This is a genomic window from Thermoanaerobacter mathranii subsp. mathranii str. A3, from assembly GCF_000092965.1.
GTDB classification, from domain to species: Bacteria; Bacillota; Thermoanaerobacteria; order Thermoanaerobacterales; family Thermoanaerobacteraceae; genus Thermoanaerobacter; species Thermoanaerobacter thermocopriae.
In genome coordinates this window covers 810,071-831,839 of record NC_014209.1, presented here as the reverse complement: position 1 = coordinate 831,839, position 21,769 = coordinate 810,071, and the positions used below count along the sequence as shown (strand labels likewise).

The 21,769-nt window shown below is 34.1% G+C and carries 22 protein-coding genes, 1 tRNA gene and 1 other annotated feature; of the genes, 6 read left to right on the top strand and 17 right to left on the bottom strand.

The window, feature by feature from the left end:
- Nucleotides 1-37: 37 nt before the first annotated feature.
- The 5 genes from TMATH_RS03960 to TMATH_RS03940 all read right to left on the bottom strand — a co-directional run bounded on the left by TMATH_RS03960 (nucleotide 38) and on the right by TMATH_RS03940 (nucleotide 5,001).
- A tRNA-Pro gene (locus TMATH_RS03960) sits at nucleotides 38-112 on the bottom strand.
- Nucleotides 113-209: 97 nt separating this feature from the next.
- Nucleotides 210-443: a hypothetical protein gene (locus TMATH_RS03955; RefSeq protein ID WP_012994834.1), complete on the bottom strand. Its 234-nt coding sequence runs from the start codon at nucleotides 441-443 to the stop codon at nucleotides 210-212.
- A gap of 48 nt (nucleotides 444-491) precedes the next feature.
- The gene (locus TMATH_RS03950; RefSeq protein ID WP_013150058.1) at nucleotides 492-1,775 is read right to left on the bottom strand and encodes a bifunctional folylpolyglutamate synthase/dihydrofolate synthase; all 1,284 of its coding nucleotides are present in this window, start codon (nucleotides 1,773-1,775) and stop codon (nucleotides 492-494) included.
- 28 nt (nucleotides 1,776-1,803) lie between these two features.
- Nucleotides 1,804-2,340 carry a GNAT family N-acetyltransferase gene (locus tag TMATH_RS03945; protein ID WP_013150057.1) on the bottom strand — a complete coding sequence of 179 codons (537 nt, stop codon included), beginning with the start codon at nucleotides 2,338-2,340 and terminating at the stop codon, nucleotides 1,804-1,806.
- Nucleotides 2,341-2,361: 21 nt separating this feature from the next.
- Nucleotides 2,362-5,001: a valine--tRNA ligase gene (locus TMATH_RS03940; protein ID WP_013150056.1), complete on the bottom strand. Its 2,640-nt coding sequence runs from the start codon at nucleotides 4,999-5,001 to the stop codon at nucleotides 2,362-2,364.
- Between the two features lie 41 nt (nucleotides 5,002-5,042).
- Nucleotides 5,043-5,244: a binding site (T-box leader), on the bottom strand.
- 137 nt (nucleotides 5,245-5,381) lie between these two features.
- On the opposite strand from TMATH_RS03940, the gene TMATH_RS03935 reads away from it, so the two are divergent.
- Entirely contained in the window at nucleotides 5,382-5,804 is a 423-nt protein-coding gene (locus tag TMATH_RS03935; RefSeq protein ID WP_013150055.1) for a bifunctional nuclease family protein, read from the top strand.
- Between the two features lie 135 nt (nucleotides 5,805-5,939).
- Nucleotides 5,940-6,488, top strand: coding sequence for a biotin transporter BioY (locus TMATH_RS03930; RefSeq protein ID WP_013150054.1), 549 nt, complete (start codon nucleotides 5,940-5,942; stop codon nucleotides 6,486-6,488).
- A gap of 44 nt (nucleotides 6,489-6,532) precedes the next feature.
- On the opposite strand, the gene TMATH_RS03925 is transcribed toward TMATH_RS03930, so the two are convergent.
- Nucleotides 6,533-7,339, bottom strand: a complete 807-nt coding sequence (locus TMATH_RS03925; RefSeq protein ID WP_013150053.1) for a YckD family protein — start codon at nucleotides 7,337-7,339, stop codon at nucleotides 6,533-6,535.
- A 159-nt stretch (nucleotides 7,340-7,498) separates the two neighbouring features.
- Here TMATH_RS03925 and TMATH_RS03920 point away from each other — a divergent pair, with 159 nt between their 5' ends.
- Both TMATH_RS03920 and TMATH_RS03915 read left to right on the top strand, forming a co-directional pair.
- The gene (locus tag TMATH_RS03920; protein WP_013150052.1) at nucleotides 7,499-8,170 is read left to right on the top strand and encodes a response regulator transcription factor; all 672 of its coding nucleotides are present in this window, start codon (nucleotides 7,499-7,501) and stop codon (nucleotides 8,168-8,170) included.
- A 1-nt stretch (nucleotide 8,171) separates the two neighbouring features.
- Complete coding sequence (locus TMATH_RS03915) at nucleotides 8,172-9,512, top strand: sensor histidine kinase (RefSeq protein WP_198002297.1); 1,341 nt, start codon at nucleotides 8,172-8,174, stop codon at nucleotides 9,510-9,512.
- 294 nt (nucleotides 9,513-9,806) lie between these two features.
- Here TMATH_RS03915 and larC2 read toward each other — a convergent pair whose 3' ends face one another.
- From larC2 to TMATH_RS03870, 9 genes are all read right to left on the bottom strand, one after another.
- Complete coding sequence (gene larC2 / locus TMATH_RS12345; RefSeq protein WP_408643078.1) at nucleotides 9,807-10,286, bottom strand: nickel pincer cofactor biosynthesis protein LarC2; 480 nt, start codon at nucleotides 10,284-10,286, stop codon at nucleotides 9,807-9,809.
- The gene (gene larC / locus TMATH_RS12340; protein WP_013150049.1) at nucleotides 10,244-10,978 is read right to left on the bottom strand and encodes a nickel pincer cofactor biosynthesis protein LarC; all 735 of its coding nucleotides are present in this window, start codon (nucleotides 10,976-10,978) and stop codon (nucleotides 10,244-10,246) included. The genes larC2 and larC overlap by 43 nt, the downstream gene beginning before the upstream one ends.
- Nucleotides 10,975-11,736, bottom strand: a complete 762-nt coding sequence (larB, locus tag TMATH_RS03900) for a nickel pincer cofactor biosynthesis protein LarB (protein ID WP_012994825.1) — start codon at nucleotides 11,734-11,736, stop codon at nucleotides 10,975-10,977. The genes larC and larB overlap by 4 nt, the downstream gene beginning before the upstream one ends.
- Complete coding sequence (gene larE, locus TMATH_RS03895) at nucleotides 11,729-12,550, bottom strand: ATP-dependent sacrificial sulfur transferase LarE (protein WP_013150048.1); 822 nt, start codon at nucleotides 12,548-12,550, stop codon at nucleotides 11,729-11,731. Before larE ends, larB begins: the two co-directional genes overlap by 8 nt.
- 68 nt (nucleotides 12,551-12,618) lie before the next feature.
- Nucleotides 12,619-13,146, bottom strand: a complete 528-nt coding sequence (locus tag TMATH_RS03890; protein ID WP_012994823.1) for a CDP-alcohol phosphatidyltransferase family protein — start codon at nucleotides 13,144-13,146, stop codon at nucleotides 12,619-12,621.
- 65 nt (nucleotides 13,147-13,211) lie between these two features.
- Nucleotides 13,212-13,703 carry a hypothetical protein gene (locus tag TMATH_RS03885; RefSeq protein ID WP_013150047.1) on the bottom strand — a complete coding sequence of 164 codons (492 nt, stop codon included), beginning with the start codon at nucleotides 13,701-13,703 and terminating at the stop codon, nucleotides 13,212-13,214.
- Nucleotides 13,704-13,869: 166 nt separating this feature from the next.
- Nucleotides 13,870-14,616 (bottom strand): Yip1 family protein, encoded by a 747-nt coding sequence (locus TMATH_RS03880; RefSeq protein WP_013150046.1) that lies wholly within the window; start codon nucleotides 14,614-14,616, stop codon nucleotides 13,870-13,872.
- 223 nt (nucleotides 14,617-14,839) lie between these two features.
- Entirely contained in the window at nucleotides 14,840-15,331 is a 492-nt protein-coding gene (locus tag TMATH_RS03875) for a ribonuclease H-like YkuK family protein (RefSeq protein ID WP_013150045.1), read from the bottom strand.
- Nucleotides 15,332-15,439: 108 nt separating this feature from the next.
- A complete protein-coding gene (locus TMATH_RS03870) occupies nucleotides 15,440-16,249 on the bottom strand; it encodes a lipid II flippase Amj family protein (RefSeq protein WP_013150044.1) in 810 nt (269 codons plus the stop codon).
- A gap of 122 nt (nucleotides 16,250-16,371) precedes the next feature.
- On the opposite strand from TMATH_RS03870, the gene TMATH_RS03865 reads away from it, so the two are divergent.
- Together TMATH_RS03865 and ndk are read left to right on the top strand one after the other, a co-directional pair.
- Nucleotides 16,372-17,799 carry an MFS transporter gene (locus TMATH_RS03865; RefSeq protein ID WP_013150043.1) on the top strand — a complete coding sequence of 476 codons (1,428 nt, stop codon included), beginning with the start codon at nucleotides 16,372-16,374 and terminating at the stop codon, nucleotides 17,797-17,799.
- Nucleotides 17,775-18,182 carry a nucleoside-diphosphate kinase gene (ndk, locus tag TMATH_RS03860; RefSeq protein WP_013150042.1) on the top strand — a complete coding sequence of 136 codons (408 nt, stop codon included), beginning with the start codon at nucleotides 17,775-17,777 and terminating at the stop codon, nucleotides 18,180-18,182. Before TMATH_RS03865 ends, ndk begins: the two co-directional genes overlap by 25 nt.
- 95 nt (nucleotides 18,183-18,277) lie before the next feature.
- Here ndk and TMATH_RS03855 read toward each other — a convergent pair whose 3' ends face one another.
- Nucleotides 18,278-20,953, bottom strand: coding sequence for a calcium-translocating P-type ATPase, SERCA-type (locus tag TMATH_RS03855; RefSeq protein WP_041591697.1), 2,676 nt, complete (start codon nucleotides 20,951-20,953; stop codon nucleotides 18,278-18,280).
- A gap of 68 nt (nucleotides 20,954-21,021) precedes the next feature.
- Complete coding sequence (locus TMATH_RS03850) at nucleotides 21,022-21,702, bottom strand: DUF2225 domain-containing protein (protein ID WP_049766016.1); 681 nt, start codon at nucleotides 21,700-21,702, stop codon at nucleotides 21,022-21,024.
- Nucleotides 21,703-21,769 lie beyond the last annotated feature (67 nt).

Sequence of the window (21,769 nt, the reverse complement as noted above, 5' to 3'; positions counted from 1 at the left end):
GCTTTTGGGTAAAGTTTAAAACCTGCATAAATAAAAATGGTCGGGGCAACAGGATTTGAACCTGCGACCTCACGGTCCCGAACCGCGCGCGCTACCGCTGCGCTATGCCCCGACACATTATTCATTTTATCATACTCCTATTTCTTTTTCAATGCCAACATCAACATTTCTACCTGAAAAATAAATCAGGCGGTCAAAAGACCGCTTTATCATACGTCTATTATTTTTTCCATCAATTCATTCATGTTATATTTGATTTTTTGTTCTTTAGCAATCCTTAAGAGTCTCAAATATTCTTGTCTTGCAAAATCGTACTTTAGCCTTGCTAACTTTATCTTAAGGTAGTTGTCATTTTCCAGCATTTCTAAATTTCTTTCTGCTTCTTTCATCGCCTTTAGTGCCTTATCTATCTCCTGTAACAATGCAGTCCCCGTTATTTCCATAACAACCACCTTCTCAGTACGGCCTTTACACCTTACATTATATTAAAATTATGTTTTAATTATTACCTTTTTAAGCATAGACCTTACATAACCTATCATGTACAATGAACCACAAAAAAGTACCATATCCTCTTCCTTAGCTATATCCAAGGCATATTTTACCGCCTTTTCAATATTTTCAATTGGAATTACGTTTTTTTTATCTATCTTTTGTGCAAGTTCACTTGCCTTATAAGCTCTTTCACTTATTGGGGTAGTTGTTATTATAATATCTGCCTCTGGCACAATGATATCCAGCATTTTCTGTGTATCTTTGTCTTTAAGCATTCCAATTACTAAAATCAGTCTATCATATTTAAATAATTTTAAAGACTCTTTCAAAGCAGTCATTCCCTGAGGATTGTGAGCACCGTCTATCACTACGTAGGGTTTTTTTCTCATTACTTCCAATCTTCCAGGCCATTTTGCCCTATAAAGCCCTTCCTTTATATCTTTTTTTGTGATTTCGTATCCATACATTCTTAATTTTTCTACGCTCTCAATCGCCAAAGCGGCATTGTAAATCTGATGTTCTCCCAATAAAGTAATTTTTAAGTCCTTGTATTTTTTGTAGTCGAAAATCTGAAAATCAGGGTTTTGTTCTTTTATAATTACGTTACTTTTTTCAAGTACAGTCAAATAAGCATTTCTTACTTCACAGGCTTCTATGATGACCTTCATCGCTTCTGGTTGTTGATAAAAACTCACCACAACTCCCTTTTGCTTGATGATTCCAGCCTTTTCATAAGCAATTTCTCCTAAAGTATGCCCTAATCTGTCTGTATGGTCATAATCAATTGTCGTTATAACAGAAACCAAAGAAGAATCTATGGCATTTGTCGCATCAAATCTGCCTCCAAGTCCTACTTCTAATACTACAAAATCCACCTTTTCATCGTAAAAATATTTAAAAGCAATTGCAGTTACCACTTCAAATTCCGTCGGATGATTGTATCCTTCCTCCACCATACGAGATATTATAGGCTTTATATATTCAACATAATAAATCAACTTTTCCTTGGAAATATTTTCTCCATTTATTCTCATTCTCTCTTCAAATTCTTCGAGGTAGGGGGAAGTATATAAAGCTACTTTATAACCAGCCTGCTGCAAAATGTTGCTTATAAAAGCTGATGTAGAGCCTTTTCCATTAGTACCAGCAACATGAATAATTTTAAGACTTTTTTGAGGATTCCCCATATAACTTAATAATCTTCTTATATTTTCTAATCCCAACTTTATGCCAAATTTGTATGTACCATGTATGTAGCTAATCGCTTCTTCATAGTTCATTTGAGCCCATCTCCCATATAAACGGATTTTACAAAAACAATCCCATCAAAACCTCGTCTACATACTCATCTCCAATTTTAAACTGTCGTCGTCTTCTTCCCTCTTCTTCAAAGCCAAATTTTTTGTAAAGGTGTATCGCCACTTCATTTGTACTAAAAACACTGAGGCAAAGTTTTTCATAACCTTTGCTTTTTGCCCAATTAATAGCTTCCGTAAACAACTTTGTTCCGATTCCTATATTCCTAAATCGAGCGTCTATACTTACACCTATTTCTCCTACATGTTGTACTTTAGGAGACCTTCCTCCATAATAACGAAAGAGAGTAAGGCAGCCTACGATTTCACCACCGTAGTCTGCCACTAGGATCAAATCTTTGTTGCGGTCTAAATTTCTAATAAGCTGTTTTTCTTCCTCTTCAGACCAATTAAATGTCTCTGACACCATATACAATTTTTCCCTTCCAACACTGTTTAAAAGCTTTATTATCCCCCTCGCATCTTTTATCTTAGCCTCTCTTATAACCAGTTGAGGCTCTTTTTTTGGCCTTTTGAACAAAGATAACATACAAATCCCCCTAATAAGAGGCTAACTCTTTAATAACTTAAGTCTTTCCTCTATGTTTTTAAGCATCGTAGTATATTTTTCTAATTTCTCTCTTTCTGCACTGACTACTTTTTCTGGCGCTTTTTTGACGAAATTTTCATTATTTAAAAGCCCTTGTGCTCTTTCAATTTCGCTTATTACCTTTTGTCTTTCTTCATTAAGTCTATTTATCTCTTCTTCTGAGTCTATTAAATCTTCAAGAGGAAGTACAACCAATCCCCCTTCTATTGCACCACTCAAAGCCTTGTGAGGAATCTTACTCTTGTCTGTTTCAATTACAACTTCGCTAGCACCTGCAAGCTTTATTATATAATTTGTACCTACTTCAAACACCTTTACATAATTTTCATTTTCAACAGCCACAATAACTTTTGCTTTTTTAGAAGGAGAAACATTTGCTTCTGCTCTTAAATTTCTAATGGTCCTAATAGCTTCCATTATAGTCTCTGCATTTTTTGCTTCTTCAGTGAAATCCAGTTCTTCTTTGTATTTCGGCCATTCAGCAATCATTATGCTCTCGCCCTCATGAGGTAAATTCTGCCATATTTCTTCGGTTATAAAAGGCATAAAGGGGTGCAAAAGCCTCAAAGTATTATCAAGTACATATCTTAAAACAGACTTTGTAACCTTTTTAGCTTCAAGGTTGTCACTGTATAACACAGGTTTGCTAAGCTCTATATACCAATCACAAAATTCGCTCCACACAAAGTCATAAAGCTTTGTCGCGGCTATTCCTAACTCAAATTTTTCTAAATTTTCTGTCACTTCTTTTACTATATTGTTATACCTTGTCAAAATCCACTTATCAGCAATAGTCAACCCATCCGTATAAAGGTTAGTATCATTATCAGTTAAATTAAGTAGCACATACCTTGAAGCGTTCCACAATTTATTTGCAAAGTTTCTGCTGAGTTCAACTTTGTCCTGACTAAACCTCATATCGTTTCCTGGAGCATTTCCTATAACTAATGTAAACCTTAGAGTGTCTGCTCCATACTTTTCAATAACCTCTAACGGATCTATTCCATTGCCAAGAGATTTGCTCATTTTTCTACCTTGAGCATCCCTGACTAAACCATGTATCAAAACATGCTTAAATGGCACTTCTTTCATAAATTCCAAACTCATAAAAATCATTCTTGCAACCCAGAAGAAAATTATGTCATATCCCGTAACAAGCACATCAGTAGGATAGAAATATTTGAGGTCTTGGGTTTCCTCCGGCCAACCCATAGTAGAGAAAGGCCAAAGTGCAGAACTAAACCAAGTATCTAATACATCTTCGTCTTGATGTATGTGTGAGCTTCCACACGCTTCACATTTTTGCGGGTCTTTACGCGATACAGTTATATGGCCACAATCATCGCAGTACCAGGCAGGAATTCTGTGTCCCCACCATAATTGTCTGGAAATACACCAATCCCTTATGTTTTCTAACCAATTAGTGTATATTTTTTCGAATCTTTCAGGGACAAACTTAATTTTTCCTTCTTTTACAACTTCTAAAGCAGGTTTAGCCAAAGGCTCCATCTTTACAAACCACTGTTTGGAAAGTAGAGGTTCAACTACAGTATCGCATCTGTAGCAATGTCCCACATTGTGAACGTGGTCTTCAACTTTTAGAAGTAGCCCGAGATTTTTGAGGTCTTCAACTATTCTTTCTCGCGCCTCATACCTATCAAGACCTTTATATTTTCCTCCATTTTCATTAATCGTCGCATTCTCATTCATTATATTGATAAATTCAAGATTGTGTCTTGTCCCCATCTCAAAGTCATTTGGATCATGAGCAGGTGTAACTTTAACAGCACCTGTTCCAAATGAAGGGTCAACGTAATTGTCAGCAATTACAGGTATCTCCCTTCCTACAAGTGGCAGTATCAAAGTCTTACCTACCACATCCTTATACCTTTCATCATCAGGATTTACAGCAACTGCTACATCCCCCAGCATCGTCTCAGGCCTTGTAGTAGCTATAACTACATATCCATCTTCACCTTTTATGGGGTATTTGATGTACCATAAATGTCCTTTATGTTCTTTATGTTCAACTTCCGCATCAGATAAAGCAGTGTTACAATCAGGACACCAATTTATTATTCTGTCTCCTCTATATATAAGCCCTTTTTCATAGAGAGAAACAAAAACTTCTCTTACCGCCCTTGAACACACCTCATCCATAGTAAAGCGCGTCCTTGTCCAATCACAAGAAGAACCCAACTTTTTTAATTGGCTTAAAATACGGTTTTCGTATTTATCCTTCCAGGCCCATGCCCTTTTCAAAAACTCTTCTCTTCCTATTTCTTTCTTTGTGAGCCCCGTTTCTTCTCTTATCGTGTCTAAAACTTTTACCTCCGTCGCAATGCTGGCGTGGTCTGAGCCAGGTATCCACAAAGCTGCATAACCCTGCATTCTTTTCCATCTTATCAATATGTCCTGCAAAGTATTATCAAGTGCATGTCCCATATGCAATTGCCCTGTTATGTTTGGAGGCGGTATAACAATGGTAAATGGCTGTTTTTCAGGGTCTATTTTAGGAGTAAAATATCCTTTTTCCATCCAAAAAGCATAAATTCTATCTTCAAATTCCTTTGGATTATAGGTTTTAGCTATCTCTTTCATGCCTTACACTCCCTCCGTAAAATTTTAAAACCCTTTCACCCACAAAGGGCGAAAGGGCTTTTCGCGGTACCACCTTTATTTATCACTCAAGCTATAACGGGCAGACCCGTTTAAACCTACTAAACTTCGGTTTACAGGCTCCAGAGCTACCTTCAGTGTACCTTTGGCAGGAATCCTTTCAGCCCATGGGATTTCCCTCTCTTTAGCCAGTATACACTTACTCCTCTCTTTCATAGCCTCATATTCTGTTTGATATATAATATATATAAAATTTCACCAATTGTCAACAGTTAAGTTGTTTTAAAGCAAACAATCAGATTAAATTTGCATAAGTATGATATAATGATAATAAGAAGATGTTTTAAATCGAGGTGTAAAAAATGTTAAAATTTCATGTTAAGGCAATTACAATGGACGTAGAAGGAAATTTCTCCGTCCTATTGACAGATGAAGAGGAAAAGAAAGTTTTGCCTATAGTTATAGGTCCACTGGAAGCTCAAAACATAGCTATCCCTCTTCAAGGAATTACGCCCCCTCGCCCTTTAACCCCCGACCTTTTAAAAACTGTTATTGAAGAACTTGGAGGAAAACCTGAAAAAGTTGTAATTACCGATTTAAAAGATGACACTTATTATGCAGAGCTTTATATAAAACAAGGGGATAGAGTTATAAAACTAGACTCAAGACCCAGTGATGCGATAGCTTTGGCAATGCGAACCGATATACCAATTTTCATAAATATTCGTTTAGCGGAATTCACTTATGATATGGCAGATTTAAAATTTGATGATGGAGATAGTTAAAATTCTACTGGCCCTCTTAAAAATTTAAGAGGGCTACTTTTTTAAAGAATTGTTAACCATTATGTAAAAATAGTTGACAATTCTTTTTAAAAAAAATATAATAATTGTTGTAATAATACAATGAGGAGGAAAAATATGATAAAAACTAAAGACATGATTTTAGCTTCTCTTTTTGCTGCTATTACTTTTATAATGGGTTTCGTAAAAATACCTTTGCCTTTTTCTCCAGTACCTATCACAGGACAAACTTTTGCAGTAATGTTAGCCGGAGGACTTTTAAATCCTATATCAGCATTTTTAGGCCTTTTTATTTTTGACCTTTTAGGTGCAATTGGAATACCTGTCTTTTCTGGACTTACAGGAGGCTTAAATGTTTTAGTAGGACCTACAGGAGGATATATTTTAAGTTGGCCCTTTGCAGCTTTTTTAATTTCTTTGACTCTAAAAAATAAAAAAGCAAATTTTATTAATATTTTTATAAGCTATCTTTTATTTGCAATAATTTTTGTTTATATTTTAGGAGTAACTCAGCTCTCTTTTGTTACAGGAATGCCATTTAAAAAAGCCATTTTAGTCGGGGCACTTCCTTTTATACCTGGCGACTTAATCAAGGCATTTATCGCTTCGTATCTCACTTTAAAGTTAAAGCCTATTGTAGAGTCCTATGAAAAAAGGCAAGGTTGATTCCTTGCCTTTTTTAACCATCTCTTTTTATTCAAAAAATTCAATTAGAGAGAGTTACTATATCCTTGAGGCAACCCGTTTTGCTCCATATTTTCCACCATTGTATCAATTCTATTTTTAATCGTATTTCCTTTGTCCTGAGTAATAACTCCAAAGCTTACAAATTTATCAACTAATTGTTTTTGTAATTGCGCCATTTGTTTGTAATAATTGATTAACTCATTCTTTTGCTGGTCTGTCAATTTAGATGGATCAACACCTCTCAAAATAACCCCTAATCCATTTTTGACGCCAAACATAGCATAGCCTTCTTTATCAGCATTAGCTATTGCATTATCTATCGCACTTGTGATTTTGTTTGCTTGGTCTTGAGTTAATAATCCTTCGGATACCAATTTGTTTACTATATCCTTCTGAAGTGACGCCATTTGTTTGTATATTTCTGTCAAAGCTGCTTTTTGTTGTTCTGTAAGCTTTGAAGTATCAAGTCGGCCTATTCCAAAAAATCCTTTGTCAAATCCTCTTCTACCACCAATGAAGAAGGGAACATTGTCTTGATTTGCTTCAGAAACTCTGCTATCAATGTTTTTAATTATATCATCTGCTTGTTGTTGAGTTATAAGCCCTTCTGATAAAAGTTTGTTTATAAACTCTTTTTCAAGGCTAGCTATTTTTTTGTTGTAATCTGCAATTATTTGCTTCTGCTCTGATGTAAGCTTTGATGTGTCAATTCCAAAAAAACCTTTTATGCTGTCTGTCAGTGGTGAATCAATATTTGCTGCAAAAACTGTCAAAGGAATTGCCAAAACCAATACAACTGCTAAAACTATTACCCATTTGTTTCTCTTCATACATGTATACCTCCTTTTAGATTTTTCCTTTTCATTCTTTATGATACCCAAATAGTTTGAAGTAATTTTATATAATTTGTGAGAAAAGTGTGAAGTTTAATTTTAAATATTGTAAACTGATTAAAAAATAATTAAACTATAGATGAGAGGTGGTTTTTTATGCAAAAAGTTTTAGTAATTGAAGACGAAGAAGGAATGAGAGATATTTTAAAAACTTATTTAGAAAATAATGGATATGAAGTATTGGTAGCTGAAAATGGCAAAATAGGGCTTGAATATTTTAATAATAATAAAGATATAGGCATAATTCTTTTAGATATAATGCTTCCAGATATAAGTGGTTGGAGCCTTTTAAAAACAATTAGAGAAAAGTCAAAAGTGCCTGTAATGATGATAACAGCAAGAGGAGAAGAATATGATAAACTTTTAGGGTTTGAATTAGGAGCAGACGACTACGTCGTAAAACCCTTTAGCCCTAAAGAAGTAGTGGCTCGAGTTAAAGCTATTTTAGCCCGAACTTCAGGAGAATCAGAAGTAGAAAAAACAGAATATGAAGGAATATCTATAAATGTAAGTTCTAGAGAAGTCACGGTTGATGGAGAAAAAATTGACCTTACGCCAAAAGAATTTGACCTTTTAAAACTCTTAATAGATAATAAAGGAAAAGTTGTATCCCGCGAAAAGTGCCTTAATGAAGTATGGGGATATGATTTTTATGGAGATTTAAGAACCGTAGACACCCATATAAAACAGTTAAGAGAAAAATTAGGAGAAAAGCGTAAACTCATAAAAACAGTGTGGGGGATAGGTTATAAATTGGATGGTGAATAAATTGAAAGGAATACAAAAGAAACTTTTTATCTCTTATCTTTTGGTTGGAGGCATCATATTATCACTGTTTTGGTTGACGCAGGTAGTTTTTATTAATAAGATATATTCTCATTATAAAATAAACCAGCTTAAAAATTACAGTGAAAAAATTGTAAATGCAATAAATAACAACGATGAAATGCTTATAAGTAAACTTATCGACAAATCTAGTGCCAGAGTTGTGGCAATAACAGAAAATAACATAATAATCGCGGGAGATAACAGAGGATACGGTAGGGGATTGGGAATCCCTGAAATATTTTTACATCCTACAAATACTGTAAAAGTAGTAGAATACAAACACCCTTTTTTACATATTGAATATCTATCAATTATAAGACCTTTTTTGTACCATGGAAAACCAGCTACTCTCATCATGAGCATACCTATTGCTGCTATAAACGATTCTGTCAATCTTTTTAAGCAAGTTTTTTGGTGGATCTTTGTCATCACACTAATTGCCATATTATCTATATCCGTCTATATGTCGAAAAAGTTTACTCGACCTATACAAATTTTGAAAAATGCTGCTCACCAAATCGCTTCTGGAAATTTAAATGTTAAGATAAATTACAAAGAAGAAGATGAATTAGGAGACCTTGCAAAATCTATGAACACAATGGTTAAACAACTGTCTATTACAGATAAATTTAGAAAAGATTTGATTGCAAATATAAGCCATGATTTAAAAACACCTCTTGGCCTTATAAGAGGATATTCTGAAATGCTTTTGGACTACTATGGAAATGACAAAGAAAAGCGAGAAAAATACTTGAATACAGTGATTAAAGAAACAGAAAGAATGTCTAAACTGGTAGACGACGTGTTACAGCTTTCTAAACTCCAGTCAGGAATGGTAGAAATAAAAGAGGAACCTATAGATTTAGAAAAACTTATATTTGAAACTTTAGACATATTTGAAATTCAAATTTTAGAAAAAAATATAGAAGTAAAGCTTAATAATCTTAAACTTAAGGTAATAGCAGATAGGGAAATGATAAAGCGAGCCATTATAAATATAATAAGCAACGCTATAGCAAGTATGACAAAAGAAGGAACTCTTTCAATAGAGGCAATATCCCAAGATAAAAATGTTTTACTTAAAATATCAGATACAGGATGCGGCATACCTCAAAAAGATTTAGAGCACATCTTTGACAGATATTACAAAGGAAACAAATCAGGCACAGGCCTTGGACTTGCAATAGTAAAAGAAATATTGACATTACACGGCAGTAAATATGGTATAGAAAGTCAAGAAGGAGTAGGAACCACTTTTTATTTTACATTAAAAGCGGGTTAAATCCCCGCTTCAGTTTGTTGACAAAGTTAAAAAATATTCAAAGGAGATATTTTGCATCGTCACTCCGATGTTCCAAAGCGACAAAACTAAACTCGACCTTCGGGTTCCGGCAGGGTACCGGGCACATTCGACATCCTTGTCTTAGTGCCCGCCTCCGCCATCCGTGGCTACGGCCCTGCCTCCACACTTGGTCTCGCTAAGTTTTATTGCCGCTTTGTCACAAGTCGTTCCTTATGCAAAATATCTCCTTTACGAAAGTTTGTCTATAGTCTGAAGCGGGTTAAATCCCCGCTTTTAATGTTTGAAAAATGTTAAATCAATATATCTCATTATATTCCTGTAAATATCACTAATTGAAATACCAGTATTTATTGCGATTGCTTTAATATCCTCATACTCAGGATAGGCTTTTATAAGTTTTCCATTTAAATATCCTCTTTTCACCCTTACTTTCCCATAAGGAGTCTCTACTATCGAAAAATCCCTATCCAGTTTATGCCTTAAAACTTCATAATACCTTATGCCAAAAGTAGAAGTTTCTCTAAATATTATCTCCTTTAATTTATCAGCATTTTCTTTTTCACAAATTACAGTGAGGAGGGTTCCCGGCCTTTGCTTTTTCATTATAATAGGAGTTAAAAACACATCCAATGCTCCATTTTTAAAGAGCAGTTCAAACAAATATTGATAAAATTCTGGATTCATATCGTCTATATTTGTCTCTAAAATCATCAATGCTTCAGGTTTTTTTTTACTTCTTCTTCTCCTACATATGTTCTCAAAACGTTCGGTATCTCTAAATCCTTAGTGCCAGCACCATATCCGATAGAATTTATCTTCATGTCAGGTATACCACCAAACTCATTCGCTAAAGTTTTTACAATAGCGGCACCGGTAGGTGTCACAATTTCACCTTTTACGTCGCTTTGGTACACAGGTATTCCTTTTAAAAGTTCTGCTGTCGCTGGGGCAGGCACAGGCATAAGTCCATGTTGAGTATCTACAAAGCCCGAACTTACTGGCAATGGAGAAGAAACAATCTTATCTGGCTTTATCATGTCTATAAGTATCGCCGTACCTATTATATCTACTATAGAATCTACTGCCCCCACTTCATGAAAATGCACTTCTTCGGGAGATTTTCCATGCACTTTTGCCTCTGCTTCTGCTAATTTCTCGAACATATCAACACTCATTTTCTTAACTTTTTCCTCTAAATCACTCTTCTCGATGATTTCTCTCACATCTTTCATATGCCTATGATGATGCTCTCCTTCATACAATACTTTAAAAGTCTTAGCACTTATACTATTCTTTTGCGTTTTCCCTATCTCTATATCAAAATTGTCTAAAGCTATTTTCTTTACCTTCTTTTTAAACTCTTCCACGTCCACGTGAGATAATAATGAAGCAATACTCATATCTCCAGAAATTCCAGAAAAACAGTCAAAATACAAAACTTTCATTTAGTTTCCTCCCCTATTTTATTTATTAAGCTGGCAGAATAAGCCGCCCCAAAACCGTTATCAATATTTACAACACTTACGCCACTAGCACAGGAATTAAGCATTGCTAAAAGAGCGGATAATCCGTGAAAATTAGCGCCGTATCCTACACTGGTAGGTACAGCAATTATAGGAGAACTAATTAATCCTCCTAAAACAGTAGGAAGTGCTCCTTCCATACCAGCAACTGCAATCAATACACGGCATTGTCTGATTTCGTCTAATTTATCTAAAAGCCTATGTAATCCTGCAACTCCAACATCATAAAATCTTTTTACAGTGTTTCCCATAAGTTCTGCAGTAATAGCCGCTTCTTCAGCAACAGGCAAATCAGAAGTTCCAGCAGCCACTACTCCAATTATGCCTTTTGTCTTTTCAATTGGCGTATTTCTTATAGAAATTATACGAGCTTTCTCATAATAGACTGCTTTTTCTACTACCTCTTTCACTGCTTCAAAATGTTCTAGAGATGCTCTCGTCCCTAAAACATTACTTCCATTTTTAAACATATTAAAAGCAATTTCTCTAACCTGCTGGGGAGTCTTTCCTTGACAAAAAATTACTTCAGGAAATCCCTTTCTTACCTCTCTGTGATAATCAATTTTAGCAAATCCCAAATCTTCATAAGGAAGTTTTTTTAAAGCATTTAAAGCTTCATCTGTTGACAACTTGTTTTGTTTAAACTCCATTAAAATCTGCAATATTTTTTCATTATACATTTTTTACCACCCTCATGTGAGGTTCATTTAAGCTACCAGCTCTGTACCCTTCTAAATCCAGTGCTACATATTTAAAACCAACTCTTTTAATTCTTTTTACAATTTCTTCCCTTATGCCTTCTTTAAAAATTGTCTCCATCTGGTCCTTTGGAAGCTCAACCCTTGCAACATCTCCATGGTATCTCACTCTAAATCCTGAAAAGCCTAAGTCTTTTAAATCCTCTTCCGCCTTTTCTACCATAGAAAGTTTATCATAAGTTATTTCTTCCCCATAAGGAATCCTTGAAGCAAGACATGCATAAGAAGGCTTATCCCATGTAGGAAGCCCCATTTCTTTGGATAAAATCCTTATCTCTTCTTTTTTTATGCCACATTCTAACAAAGGACTTAAAATTCCTAATTCTTTTAATGCCCTTCTTCCTGGCCTAAAATCAGACACGTCATCTGCATTTGTACCTTCTAAAATATATTTGAAGCCCTTTTCTTCCGCAATAGCTTTAAACCCTGAAAATAAATTGAACTTACATATATAGCATCTATTTAAAGGATTCTTCCTAAATTCTTCTATTTCAAGAATATCATTAAATTCCACAACCAAATGGGGAATTCCTATTTTTTTAGCAAGCTCTACAGCTTCTTTTAATTCACTTTTAGCATGTATCGGAGAAGTGACAGTCACAGCTAATGCTCTATTCCCTAAAACATCATAACTTACCTTTGCTAAAAAAGTGCTATCTACACCTCCAGAAAAAGCAATTAATGCATTATCTAATTTTGACAAATATTCTTGCAGTTTTTTCAGATTGTCTTTCATTTCTATATTAACACCCCTCTATCGTATCTTCGTAACCTCATAGTGCAAATTGTTTTTTGTATAAGCATTCACTCTTCTTTAATAATTTTTATGGTCTTTTTATAAAACTCCAAGGCGTAGACAATAAAGGCTAAAACAGCCAATAACAACGCTATAATCACCAAAGTAAATCTATAAGGCCACTTAAAAATTGAAAAAATTATCGCAATATAAAAGAAAAGTGTCGCTGCTTTGCCATACTTATTAGCAGGTATAGCAATTTCCTGCTTTTTATAAAGTATCGCGGCACCTATTATCATTGATAGTTCTTTTACCATTAATATAGCAATAACAAAAAAAGGAATTAAACTTCTTATCCATAAACTAGTTAAAACAGTAAGTATCATCAACTTGTCCACAAGAGGATCAAGTAAAGTACCTATTTTTGTAACTTGGTTATAGTGCCTCGCTATATAACCATCCAAAATATCTGTAATTCCTGATAATATAAAAATCGCTGCAGCATAAGTATTCCCCTCAGGAACATAAAAAAAAGTATATACAAAAAGAGGTATAAGCAAAAATCTAATAAATGTAAGAAAATTCGGTATATTCATCTAAACCCCTCTACTTGTTAAGTTTAATAAAATTATAATACAAAAACTCTAAAAGTAAAAGGCCCTTATCGGGCTATATTTACAGGAACTTTTGTCTTATTTAAAGCTATACGGAAACTATATCCATCTTCATCTTTTTTAAAGTCTTCTATATCTGTGAGGCATTTGACAAAAATATCATTTTTTGTATGAACTTCTATATCCTCTAAATTATACTTTAAAGCCGTCCTTCTGAGTAAAGAATTAATTATTTCTTGTGCAGTTTCTACACCTACATTTTCCTTCTTCTCAATATAAATATACATACTGCTCTTTTTTTGTTGCCAGTCAATATCGTATAGCACACAGAATCCTAATTTTATACCATCTTTTGTTTCTAATACGAACATTTTACGATTTTTCCCAAAAGGTATATTTAAAACATTGTCTTTCCTTCGAGATATTTTAAACAAATCAATTAAAAATTTAACCACATTAATGTCTTGCAACCATAAGGAAAATATTTTTTTGTCTTTTTTTTCTAAATCTTTAATTAAAACTTTCCCACTTTCCACCATTCCCAACACCACCTATCTATAAATATATATTCTTTACAAATTTCAAAAATCCTGCTTCAAAACAGAAAATAATTTTCGACAAATAAAAAATACAGTATAAACAAAAAAGAGGAGCAAAAGCCTCCTCTCAAATTATTGAAATTTTGTAAATCTTTATTTCTGTAATTTATTGTATAGGAATATCTTTTAAAATCCCTGAAAATACGCTTATAAAGGTTGCGCCCATAAAAATCATCATTATTATGAATAGAACAATCAAAACTATATAAGGAAGAAAAAATACAAGCACTGCATTACCTGTATTCATTTTGTAATTTTCTCTTATAGCTATAATTTCTAAAACAATTACCCAGATTGTAAATATCGCTAAACATAAATACATAAATATCAAACCAGTTTTGGGATTTAACAAACGTACAAATAAGTTTACAACAACCATAAAAATCATGGGAAGTTTTGCAAACCCTATTGCAGAATACAATCCCTTTGCCGTACCTATTACTACCTCTTTCTTTTCATCGCCTGTTTTTTGTTCAACTTGAAGATTATTACCTTCAATTTGATTAAAAGGTACACTATCCTCTACTTTGGCATACATTTTGCCCTCTAAAATTTCAGCTAAAAAATGATACACTGCTGCATAAACAAAATTAGTCAAAGGAGCTATAAAAATACTTCCAAATACAGTCATTATAGCTAATAGTGACCGTAACCTCCCAAAATCAGGCATACCTGTATTGTAAGAAAAAAAATCTGTCCTATCCATTGTAAAATTATAATTGCTTGTCACAGTCAACAGTCCTGTAACCATAATTATAATAACAGCCTGCCAAATAGGTTTTTTTCTTACAATTTCTCTAATTGTCTCTACTGGTTGAAAAAATATACCATACAATCTTTCCAAAAAATTCACTTCTATGACCTCCTAAATTTTTCAAATTTAAAATTATTGCTTATTTAAATTTTACCACATTTTTTATTTTTTCTTAAAATTTTTCTTAAATTTTTTCAACTTTCGATCCTTTACAAAAACAAATCCCTAAATTACTACTTGGCATAATTGTATTTTTTTCAGTTAAAGATGTAAAAATGACAAATAAATAAAGATATAAAAATAAGGCCTCCTTCTGGAGGTCTTATCCAATATTAGCCATGGTTTTAGTATACTTATCTGCTACTTTGCTAGCTCCGTATGAAGCAGGTTTCACTTGTGCCTCAAATCCACATCCCAATACCATGTTAACCACTTCTTTTATAATATCTCTTGTTTTACCATTTTCTCCTACATCTAAATGAATCTGTATATTTATATCCCTTTTATCAGTCTTATTTATCTTTTCAAAAAGCTGATTCGCTATTTCTATGCTGTAAGTAGCCTCCATAAAAATCCTCTGCCTTAAAGACAACACCTTTTTATTATAAAATTTCCTATAATAATACCTGGCACCTTTCCCCTCTCGGTATATGATTACAGCAGTTACAAAGCAAGATGCGGATTTACCTGGTTGAGAGTCTGTACCCACCATCAACCTGTAATTCGATTGCCGGTCTTCCTCGACAAATTCCATGATGTCTTCAAACATTTTATCGATATGCATTTTTCCCTTAGTTGGGCTAATGAAATACAATGCCCCCATCTCCTTTAATTGCAAATTGCTTAGCGCAATTGAACTATTTTTAATTCTAATTATACAACATTTTCGTTAAAAGTGAATTAAAATTTTTTAATTTTTTTGTTAAACTATCAATTTTGTGACAAGCAATATCAACTCTGCAGCCGGTATAAAGATAAGCTGAGCCAGCAAAGTGCCTAAAATCTTCCCCATCACGAGAAGTACTACCATACTGTCCACATCATGTTGAGTCCTCTTACCGCTTAAAGCCTGATCGGTAATAAGAGCCGCTACAGGGTCCACTATAACAGTAAACAATACAGTCGCAAATCCGTTTACAATACCCGAAAGCTGACTTGCTGTAATTCTATACTCAGGAATAATGGCTCCGGCGTAAAGTGAAGAAATAATACCTGTAGTGTATATAGAAGTAATAATAACGTTATATATCAAAAAAGTTTTTGGTATGTTGGCCTTCCACACACCTTTTAACATAGACAGCCTTGGCATCACAATTTTTTTCTTTATCTTTTTTAAATTACTACATCTAAATCCTTTTAGAACAAGCTTAGGAACTGTTCCAGCCCCTTCCATTCCATTTATGGCAACAGTAAAAATCGATACAAAAGTAGGCAATAGAGGTGCCCCTATCAATGCCCCTAATGTAGCAGAAAAAAGTACAATTCTCATATCATTTTGAAGGAGATGGACCTTGTCCATTTTTATCGCCATATCTACAATACTGCCAAGAAAAGGTGCTTGAATCATATTAGATAGCCTTGATATTACAGCCATAATGTTAAAAAGAGAAAGAGCAACAGCAAGCTTTTGAGTTCTTACACCAGAAGGTCTTATTGAATAAGAAAGCGTATCAATCAAATTTATGACCATTGTAAAAAAAGCTACTATTATGAGCCTTTTTATATCTATCATTTATCCTCATCCATTCTTTTATTTAAAATTCTTTTATAATTATATTGTACAATGCCTTTTTTTTCAACATTTATCTTTTGCCAGAATTTATGGTATAATTTTTAATATCGGAGGGATAATAAATGTCACACAAGAATTACAACAGATGGGCAATTCTTTCTGCTGTCGTCATAGGTAGTATCATGGGACCAATTGATGGAAGTATTGTTAACATAGCAATGCCGGAATTTACGAAAGTTTTCCACACAAATATAACAACAGTAAGCTGGGTCTCCATGACATATTTATTAGTTTTAAGCAGTCTAATGATGACTTTTGGTAGACTTGGCGATATGTTGGGTTATAAAAAACTGTATCAATACGGTCTTCTGACTTTTTCGATATCTTCTGCGGTTTTGAGTCTTTCTGTAAATATATATATGTTAATAATTATGCGAGCTATCCAAGCAATAGGAGCTGGCATGGTAATGTCAATGACATCGGCTATTATAACCTCGGTGTTTCCTCCAAACGAAAGAGGCAAAGCTTTAGGCATTAATGCTATGTCTATATCTATCGGACTTGCAATAGGTCCTACATTAGGAGGTTTTCTTTTATCAAATTTGGGTTGGCAGTCTATATTTTATATAAACGTTCCTATTGGTATAATAGGTTACATATGGGCTCATATCGTAGTACCTGACAATAAAGGAGTTCCCGAAAAATTCGATATTTACGGATCTATTTCTTTCTTTGTCTTTCTTGCAAGCCTCTTACTCTTTATATCAGAAGGCGGAACATGGGGTTGGACATCACTTCCAAGTATAATTTCATTGTTGACATCAGTAACATTTTTAACAATCTTTGTAATTATAGAAAATAAAGTAGACTTTCCTATGTTTGACTTCTCTCTTTTAAAAATAAGGTCTTTTACTTTTGGAAACATTAGCACACTGTTAAACTTTATGGCTCAAAACACAATGACTTTTTTAACCCCTTTCCTCCTTCAACATCTAGGGTTTACCACTGAAAAAACAGGTATAATAATGACTTCTTTCCCCCTTATTATGTTCGTTGTAGCACCCTTAAGTGGCATTTTAGCTGATAGATACGGAGCCCAAATCCTCTCAACTATTGGTGCAGTAATTTCTGCAACCGCCCTTTTTCTCATGGCAACTTTAACGGAGAAATCTACGATGTTCGCCATTATGGCCCGCCTTGCCCTTTTTGGCGTAGGAAATGCCATTTTTCAGACGCCAAACAACAGTGCAATAATGGGAAGTGCGCCAAAAAACAGATTAGGAGTAGCCTCCGCCTTTCTCGCAACAATGAGAAATGTAGGTATGGTAATGGGCATTGCAGTAGGAAGTGCTATATTTACAAACAGGTTAAAAGCCTACCAAGCTCTAAAATTTTATTCCAACGCTGCCTTTATGATAGCTATTAAAGAAGCTTATATAGCCGCTGGAATTTTTTCATTAATATGCGCGTTTACTTCTCTTGTAAGAAATAATGTTAAATCAATAAAAGGAAAGGATTGGTTTAAATGGAGACCACTCTTGCTATTGTAAAACCTGATGGTGTCAAAAGGGGGCTTATAGGAGAAATATTGAAAAGATACGAAAACAAAGGTTTAAGGCTTAAGGCCGCAAAAGTAATAGTACCCACTCGTGAGCTTTTAGAAAAACACTATGAAGAACACAAAGGCAAGCCCTACTATGAGCCCTTAATACAGTACATGTCTTCAGGTCCTGTTTTCGCAATGGTATTGGAAGGAGAAAACGCTGTAAAAATAGTAAGGCTTTTAAATGGTGCCACAAAAGTAGAAGAAGCACTTCCTGGAACGATAAGAGGTGATTTTGCCGTAAGCACCACTTTTAACATCATACATGGCTCAGATAGTATCGAATCTGCAAAAAGAGAAATAGCACTGTGGTTTCCTGAATTAGAATGAATATTTTTATTGGGATGCCATTTTGTAACAAGTCACTTCACCAATGCAAAATGCCTCCTCCATATGAAAAAAATTAGTCTGAAGGCGAAGTGACTTCACTTCGCCTTAATTAATGGTACTATATAAGCAGTATAAAGATTATTAAATACAAATTCTATTGAAGAGAAAAACACAACCACCAGCCAATCAAAACCAGCAAGCACTGTTGTCTTAAACACAACATTTAAAAGTGGGATATATATTGTAGCTAAGAAAAGCAAAAATGATATCAAAACTGCTAAAACCAAGTACGGATTAGTAAAAACTCCTATCTCAAATATTAAATTTCTTTCTGACCTACATTCAAAGGCGTGTATCAGTTCTACCATCACTAATGTAGCAAAAGCTACAGTCCTAGCTTTTTCCAATGTCCCATAACTTAATGCAAATACATATGACCCAAGAGTACCCATTGCCATCAAAAATCCCACTATAATGATTCTTATACCCAATCCTCTTGAAAACACACTTTCTTTAGCCTCTCTTGGTTTCATCATCATTATATCTTTTTCAGGAGGATCCATCCCCAGAGCTAAAGCCGGCAACCCATCAGTAACAAGATTCACCATTAATATTTGAATTGGTGCAAGAGGCAATTTCAAGGCCATTAAAGCTGCAAAAAACATAGTCAAAACTTCTCCAAGATTACAAGAAAGCAAAAATCGTATAAACTTTCGTATATTGTCATAAATTATTCTTCCCTCTTCAACAGCTGCCACAATAGTGGCAAAATTATCATCTAATAAAATCATAGAAGAAGCCTCTTTCGCAACTTCTGTTCCTCCTTTTCCCATAGCAATACCTATATCTGCCTCTTTCAAAGCTGGGGCATCATTTACACCATCTCCTGTCATAGCTACTGTAAAACCTTTGTTTCTAAGGGCTCTGACAATTCTGAGCTTATGCCTTGGAGTGACTCTTGCATAAACACTAATATTTGTACAAGCTTTCTCAAGGTCCTTATCGCCCATGTTATCTAAATCCTGCCCCGTAATTACTCTATCCTTTTTCTCTAATATTTTTAATTTTTTCGCTATAGCAGTTGCAGTAATCTTGTGATCCCCTGTTATCATAACCGGTTTTATTCCTGCCATCTTGCATTTTAAAATTGCCTCATATACCTCCCTTCGCGGAGGGTCTATCATCCCTTCCAATCCTACAAAAACCAAATCTTTTTCTATAAATTCCGCAACCATTGGAAATTTAGGAGGAAGTCTTTTGTAAGCAAAAGCCAATACTCTTAAAGCTTCACTTCCAAAATTTTCATTGGTATCCAATATTCTTTTTTTATCAAAAACAGTAAGAGGCACTTCTTTACCTTCTGTATATTTATATGTACAAAGGTCTAACATTACATCTGGGGCACCTTTTACATAAACATATTTTTCACCCTTTATCTCCACAATAACAGACATCCTTTTTCTTTCCGAATCAAAAGGAATTTCTTCTATTCTTTTGATATTTTCTACTAGTTTAAGAGAAAGTCCTGATTTAATTGAAAAAGAAAGTATAGCAGCTTCAGTAGGATCTCCTATGTATTTTTCTTCTTCTAAAGTTTCTTTGCCAATTTTTATCTTTTCTCTCTTAATCTTTGCATTATTGCACAATGCCCCTATCTCTAACATCTTTCTAAAAGCACTTCTCTCTTTATTTGTTATTTTCGCAAATTCTTCACTTTTATCCCCTTTTACCTCCAAAACTTGCTCATCGCAAAACACTTTTGTCACAGTCATTTTATTCTCTGTCAAAGTACCTGTTTTGTCAGTGCAAATTACATTAGTACATCCTAATGTTTCAACAGCAGGCAATTTTCTTATTAATGCATTTCTTTTAAGCATTCTTTGTACTCCAATTGCCAAAGAAACTGTAACAACAGCAGGAAGTCCTTCAGGAATAGCAGCAACTGCAAGGCTTACACCTGATAAAAACATATAATACAAAGACTCTCCTCTTATTATTCCTAATACTATTACAATACCGCATATAGCAAGAGCTCCAACTACTAGCACTTTTCCCAGTTTATTAAGTCTTATCTGCAATGGAGTTTCATTTTTTTCAATGTCTTTAATCATTCCCGCAATTTTCCCCATCTCTGTTTGCATACCTGTAGCAGTTACAATAGCTTTCCCTCTTCCTTTCGTAACAATAGTACCCATATAAACTACATTACTATTAGTTACTGCCACTCTCGTTACATTGCTTACAGCTTCCTTGTTGACAGGGATTGATTCACCAGTCAAAATCGATTCATCTACTTCTAAATTATGGCTTTCTATCAAAACAGCATCTGCTGGAACTTTATCCCCCGCCTCCAAAATGATAATATCATCTATTACAATTTGGGAAGCTTCTATCTCTTTTTGTTCTCCGTCCCTCAAAACTTTTGCAATAGGTGCTGCAAGTTTTTTTAAAGCTTCCAAAGACTGTTCTGTCCTATACTCCTGGATAAATCCTAATACAGCGTTTAAAATGACTATTAACGTTATTGTTAAAGCATCGGCTAATTCTCCCATTAAAGCAGAAATTAAAGTAGCTGCCAATAAAACCATCACCATAAAATCTTGAAATTGATTTAAAAATATTTGCAAAGGGCTAATTTTGTGACCTTCCTCCAATATATTCGGCCCATATTTCAATAGTCTTTTTTGCGCTTCTTGACTATTTAAGCCAGTAAAGTCAGCTTTATCAAAGTAGTAAATTGCTTGTTCTATTTGTTTCTTAGAGTAAGTCATTCCAATCCCCTTTCTTAAAACTTTTTGCTCTTTAAATAAAATATGAGGGCATTTTAAAAAACATGCCCTCATTCTTTTAAACTCTGCCAGCCCTCTCTTGCAAGATTGACTATTAAATTATGTCGAGATTTGTCAGGATGGGTTATGACTCTATTATACCATTTTAATGCCTCTTCTCTATTGCCTAACATTCTATTAAGTTCTGCTATCATGTATATAAGAAGTATTTCTTCCTCATATCTATCCGAACTACTATAGGCTTTTACATAAGAATCCAATGAATATTTAAGATATTTTTCTTCATTTGGCTTATCGTTTAAAATTCTATATATCCAAGCTATTCTAAGGCAAGTCTTTGCAAATATTATGGGTTTATCTTCTTTTAGCTGGGAGCAATATAAAGCCAATAAATAGGCTTCCAATGCTTTTTGAGGTTTTCTTTCTCCAGAAAACTCCCTTTTGACCCATTTATCCGTTACCATAGATAAGATTTTTTCCCTTTTGTCATTGGTAATCCTGTCAAACTCCGATTCCAAAGCAGCATATCCACAATTTGGACATACAATAACCTCATAAAAAAAAGGGTTAATCCCATCTTTATATTTAGTATAAAAATCCCTTTCTCTTTCCTCCACCTTTAATTGTGAAGTCCTTATTTTGGTATATGTAAACTCTTTTTTACATACCGGGCACACAATTTTTTTATCATATAAATATTTGTTCTCCAATATTACACCTCCATCTAACATCAATCTTATGAAAATATTTTACCATATTTATCTACATTTTTCGACATCCTGTAGATAAAAGACCAGT

Coding starts and splice junctions, on each gene's coding strand:
- TMATH_RS03955 (WP_012994834.1), bottom strand. CDS start 443: ATGGAAATAACGGGGACTGCATTGTTACAGGAGATAGATAAGGCACTA.
- TMATH_RS03950 (WP_013150058.1), bottom strand. CDS start 1,775: ATGAACTATGAAGAAGCGATTAGCTACATACATGGTACATACAAATTT.
- TMATH_RS03945 (WP_013150057.1), bottom strand. CDS start 2,340: ATGTTATCTTTGTTCAAAAGGCCAAAAAAAGAGCCTCAACTGGTTATA.
- TMATH_RS03940 (WP_013150056.1), bottom strand. CDS start 5,001: ATGAAAGAGATAGCTAAAACCTATAATCCAAAGGAATTTGAAGATAGA.
- TMATH_RS03935 (WP_013150055.1), top strand. CDS start 5,382: ATGTTAAAATTTCATGTTAAGGCAATTACAATGGACGTAGAAGGAAAT.
- TMATH_RS03930 (WP_013150054.1), top strand. CDS start 5,940: ATGATAAAAACTAAAGACATGATTTTAGCTTCTCTTTTTGCTGCTATT.
- TMATH_RS03925 (WP_013150053.1), bottom strand. CDS start 7,339: ATGAAGAGAAACAAATGGGTAATAGTTTTAGCAGTTGTATTGGTTTTG.
- TMATH_RS03920 (WP_013150052.1), top strand. CDS start 7,499: ATGCAAAAAGTTTTAGTAATTGAAGACGAAGAAGGAATGAGAGATATT.
- larC (WP_013150049.1), bottom strand. CDS start 10,978: ATGAAAGTTTTGTATTTTGACTGTTTTTCTGGAATTTCTGGAGATATG.
- larB (WP_012994825.1), bottom strand. CDS start 11,736: ATGTATAATGAAAAAATATTGCAGATTTTAATGGAGTTTAAACAAAAC.
- larE (WP_013150048.1), bottom strand. CDS start 12,550: ATGAAAGACAATCTGAAAAAACTGCAAGAATATTTGTCAAAATTAGAT.
- TMATH_RS03890 (WP_012994823.1), bottom strand. CDS start 13,146: ATGAATATACCGAATTTTCTTACATTTATTAGATTTTTGCTTATACCT.
- TMATH_RS03885 (WP_013150047.1), bottom strand. CDS start 13,703: ATGGTGGAAAGTGGGAAAGTTTTAATTAAAGATTTAGAAAAAAAAGAC.
- TMATH_RS03870 (WP_013150044.1), bottom strand. CDS start 16,249: ATGATAGATATAAAAAGGCTCATAATAGTAGCTTTTTTTACAATGGTC.
- TMATH_RS03865 (WP_013150043.1), top strand. CDS start 16,372: ATGTCACACAAGAATTACAACAGATGGGCAATTCTTTCTGCTGTCGTC.
- ndk (WP_013150042.1), top strand. CDS start 17,775: ATGGAGACCACTCTTGCTATTGTAAAACCTGATGGTGTCAAAAGGGGG.
- TMATH_RS03855 (WP_041591697.1), bottom strand. CDS start 20,953: ATGACTTACTCTAAGAAACAAATAGAACAAGCAATTTACTACTTTGAT.
- TMATH_RS03850 (WP_049766016.1), bottom strand. CDS start 21,702: ATGTTAGATGGAGGTGTAATATTGGAGAACAAATATTTATATGATAAA.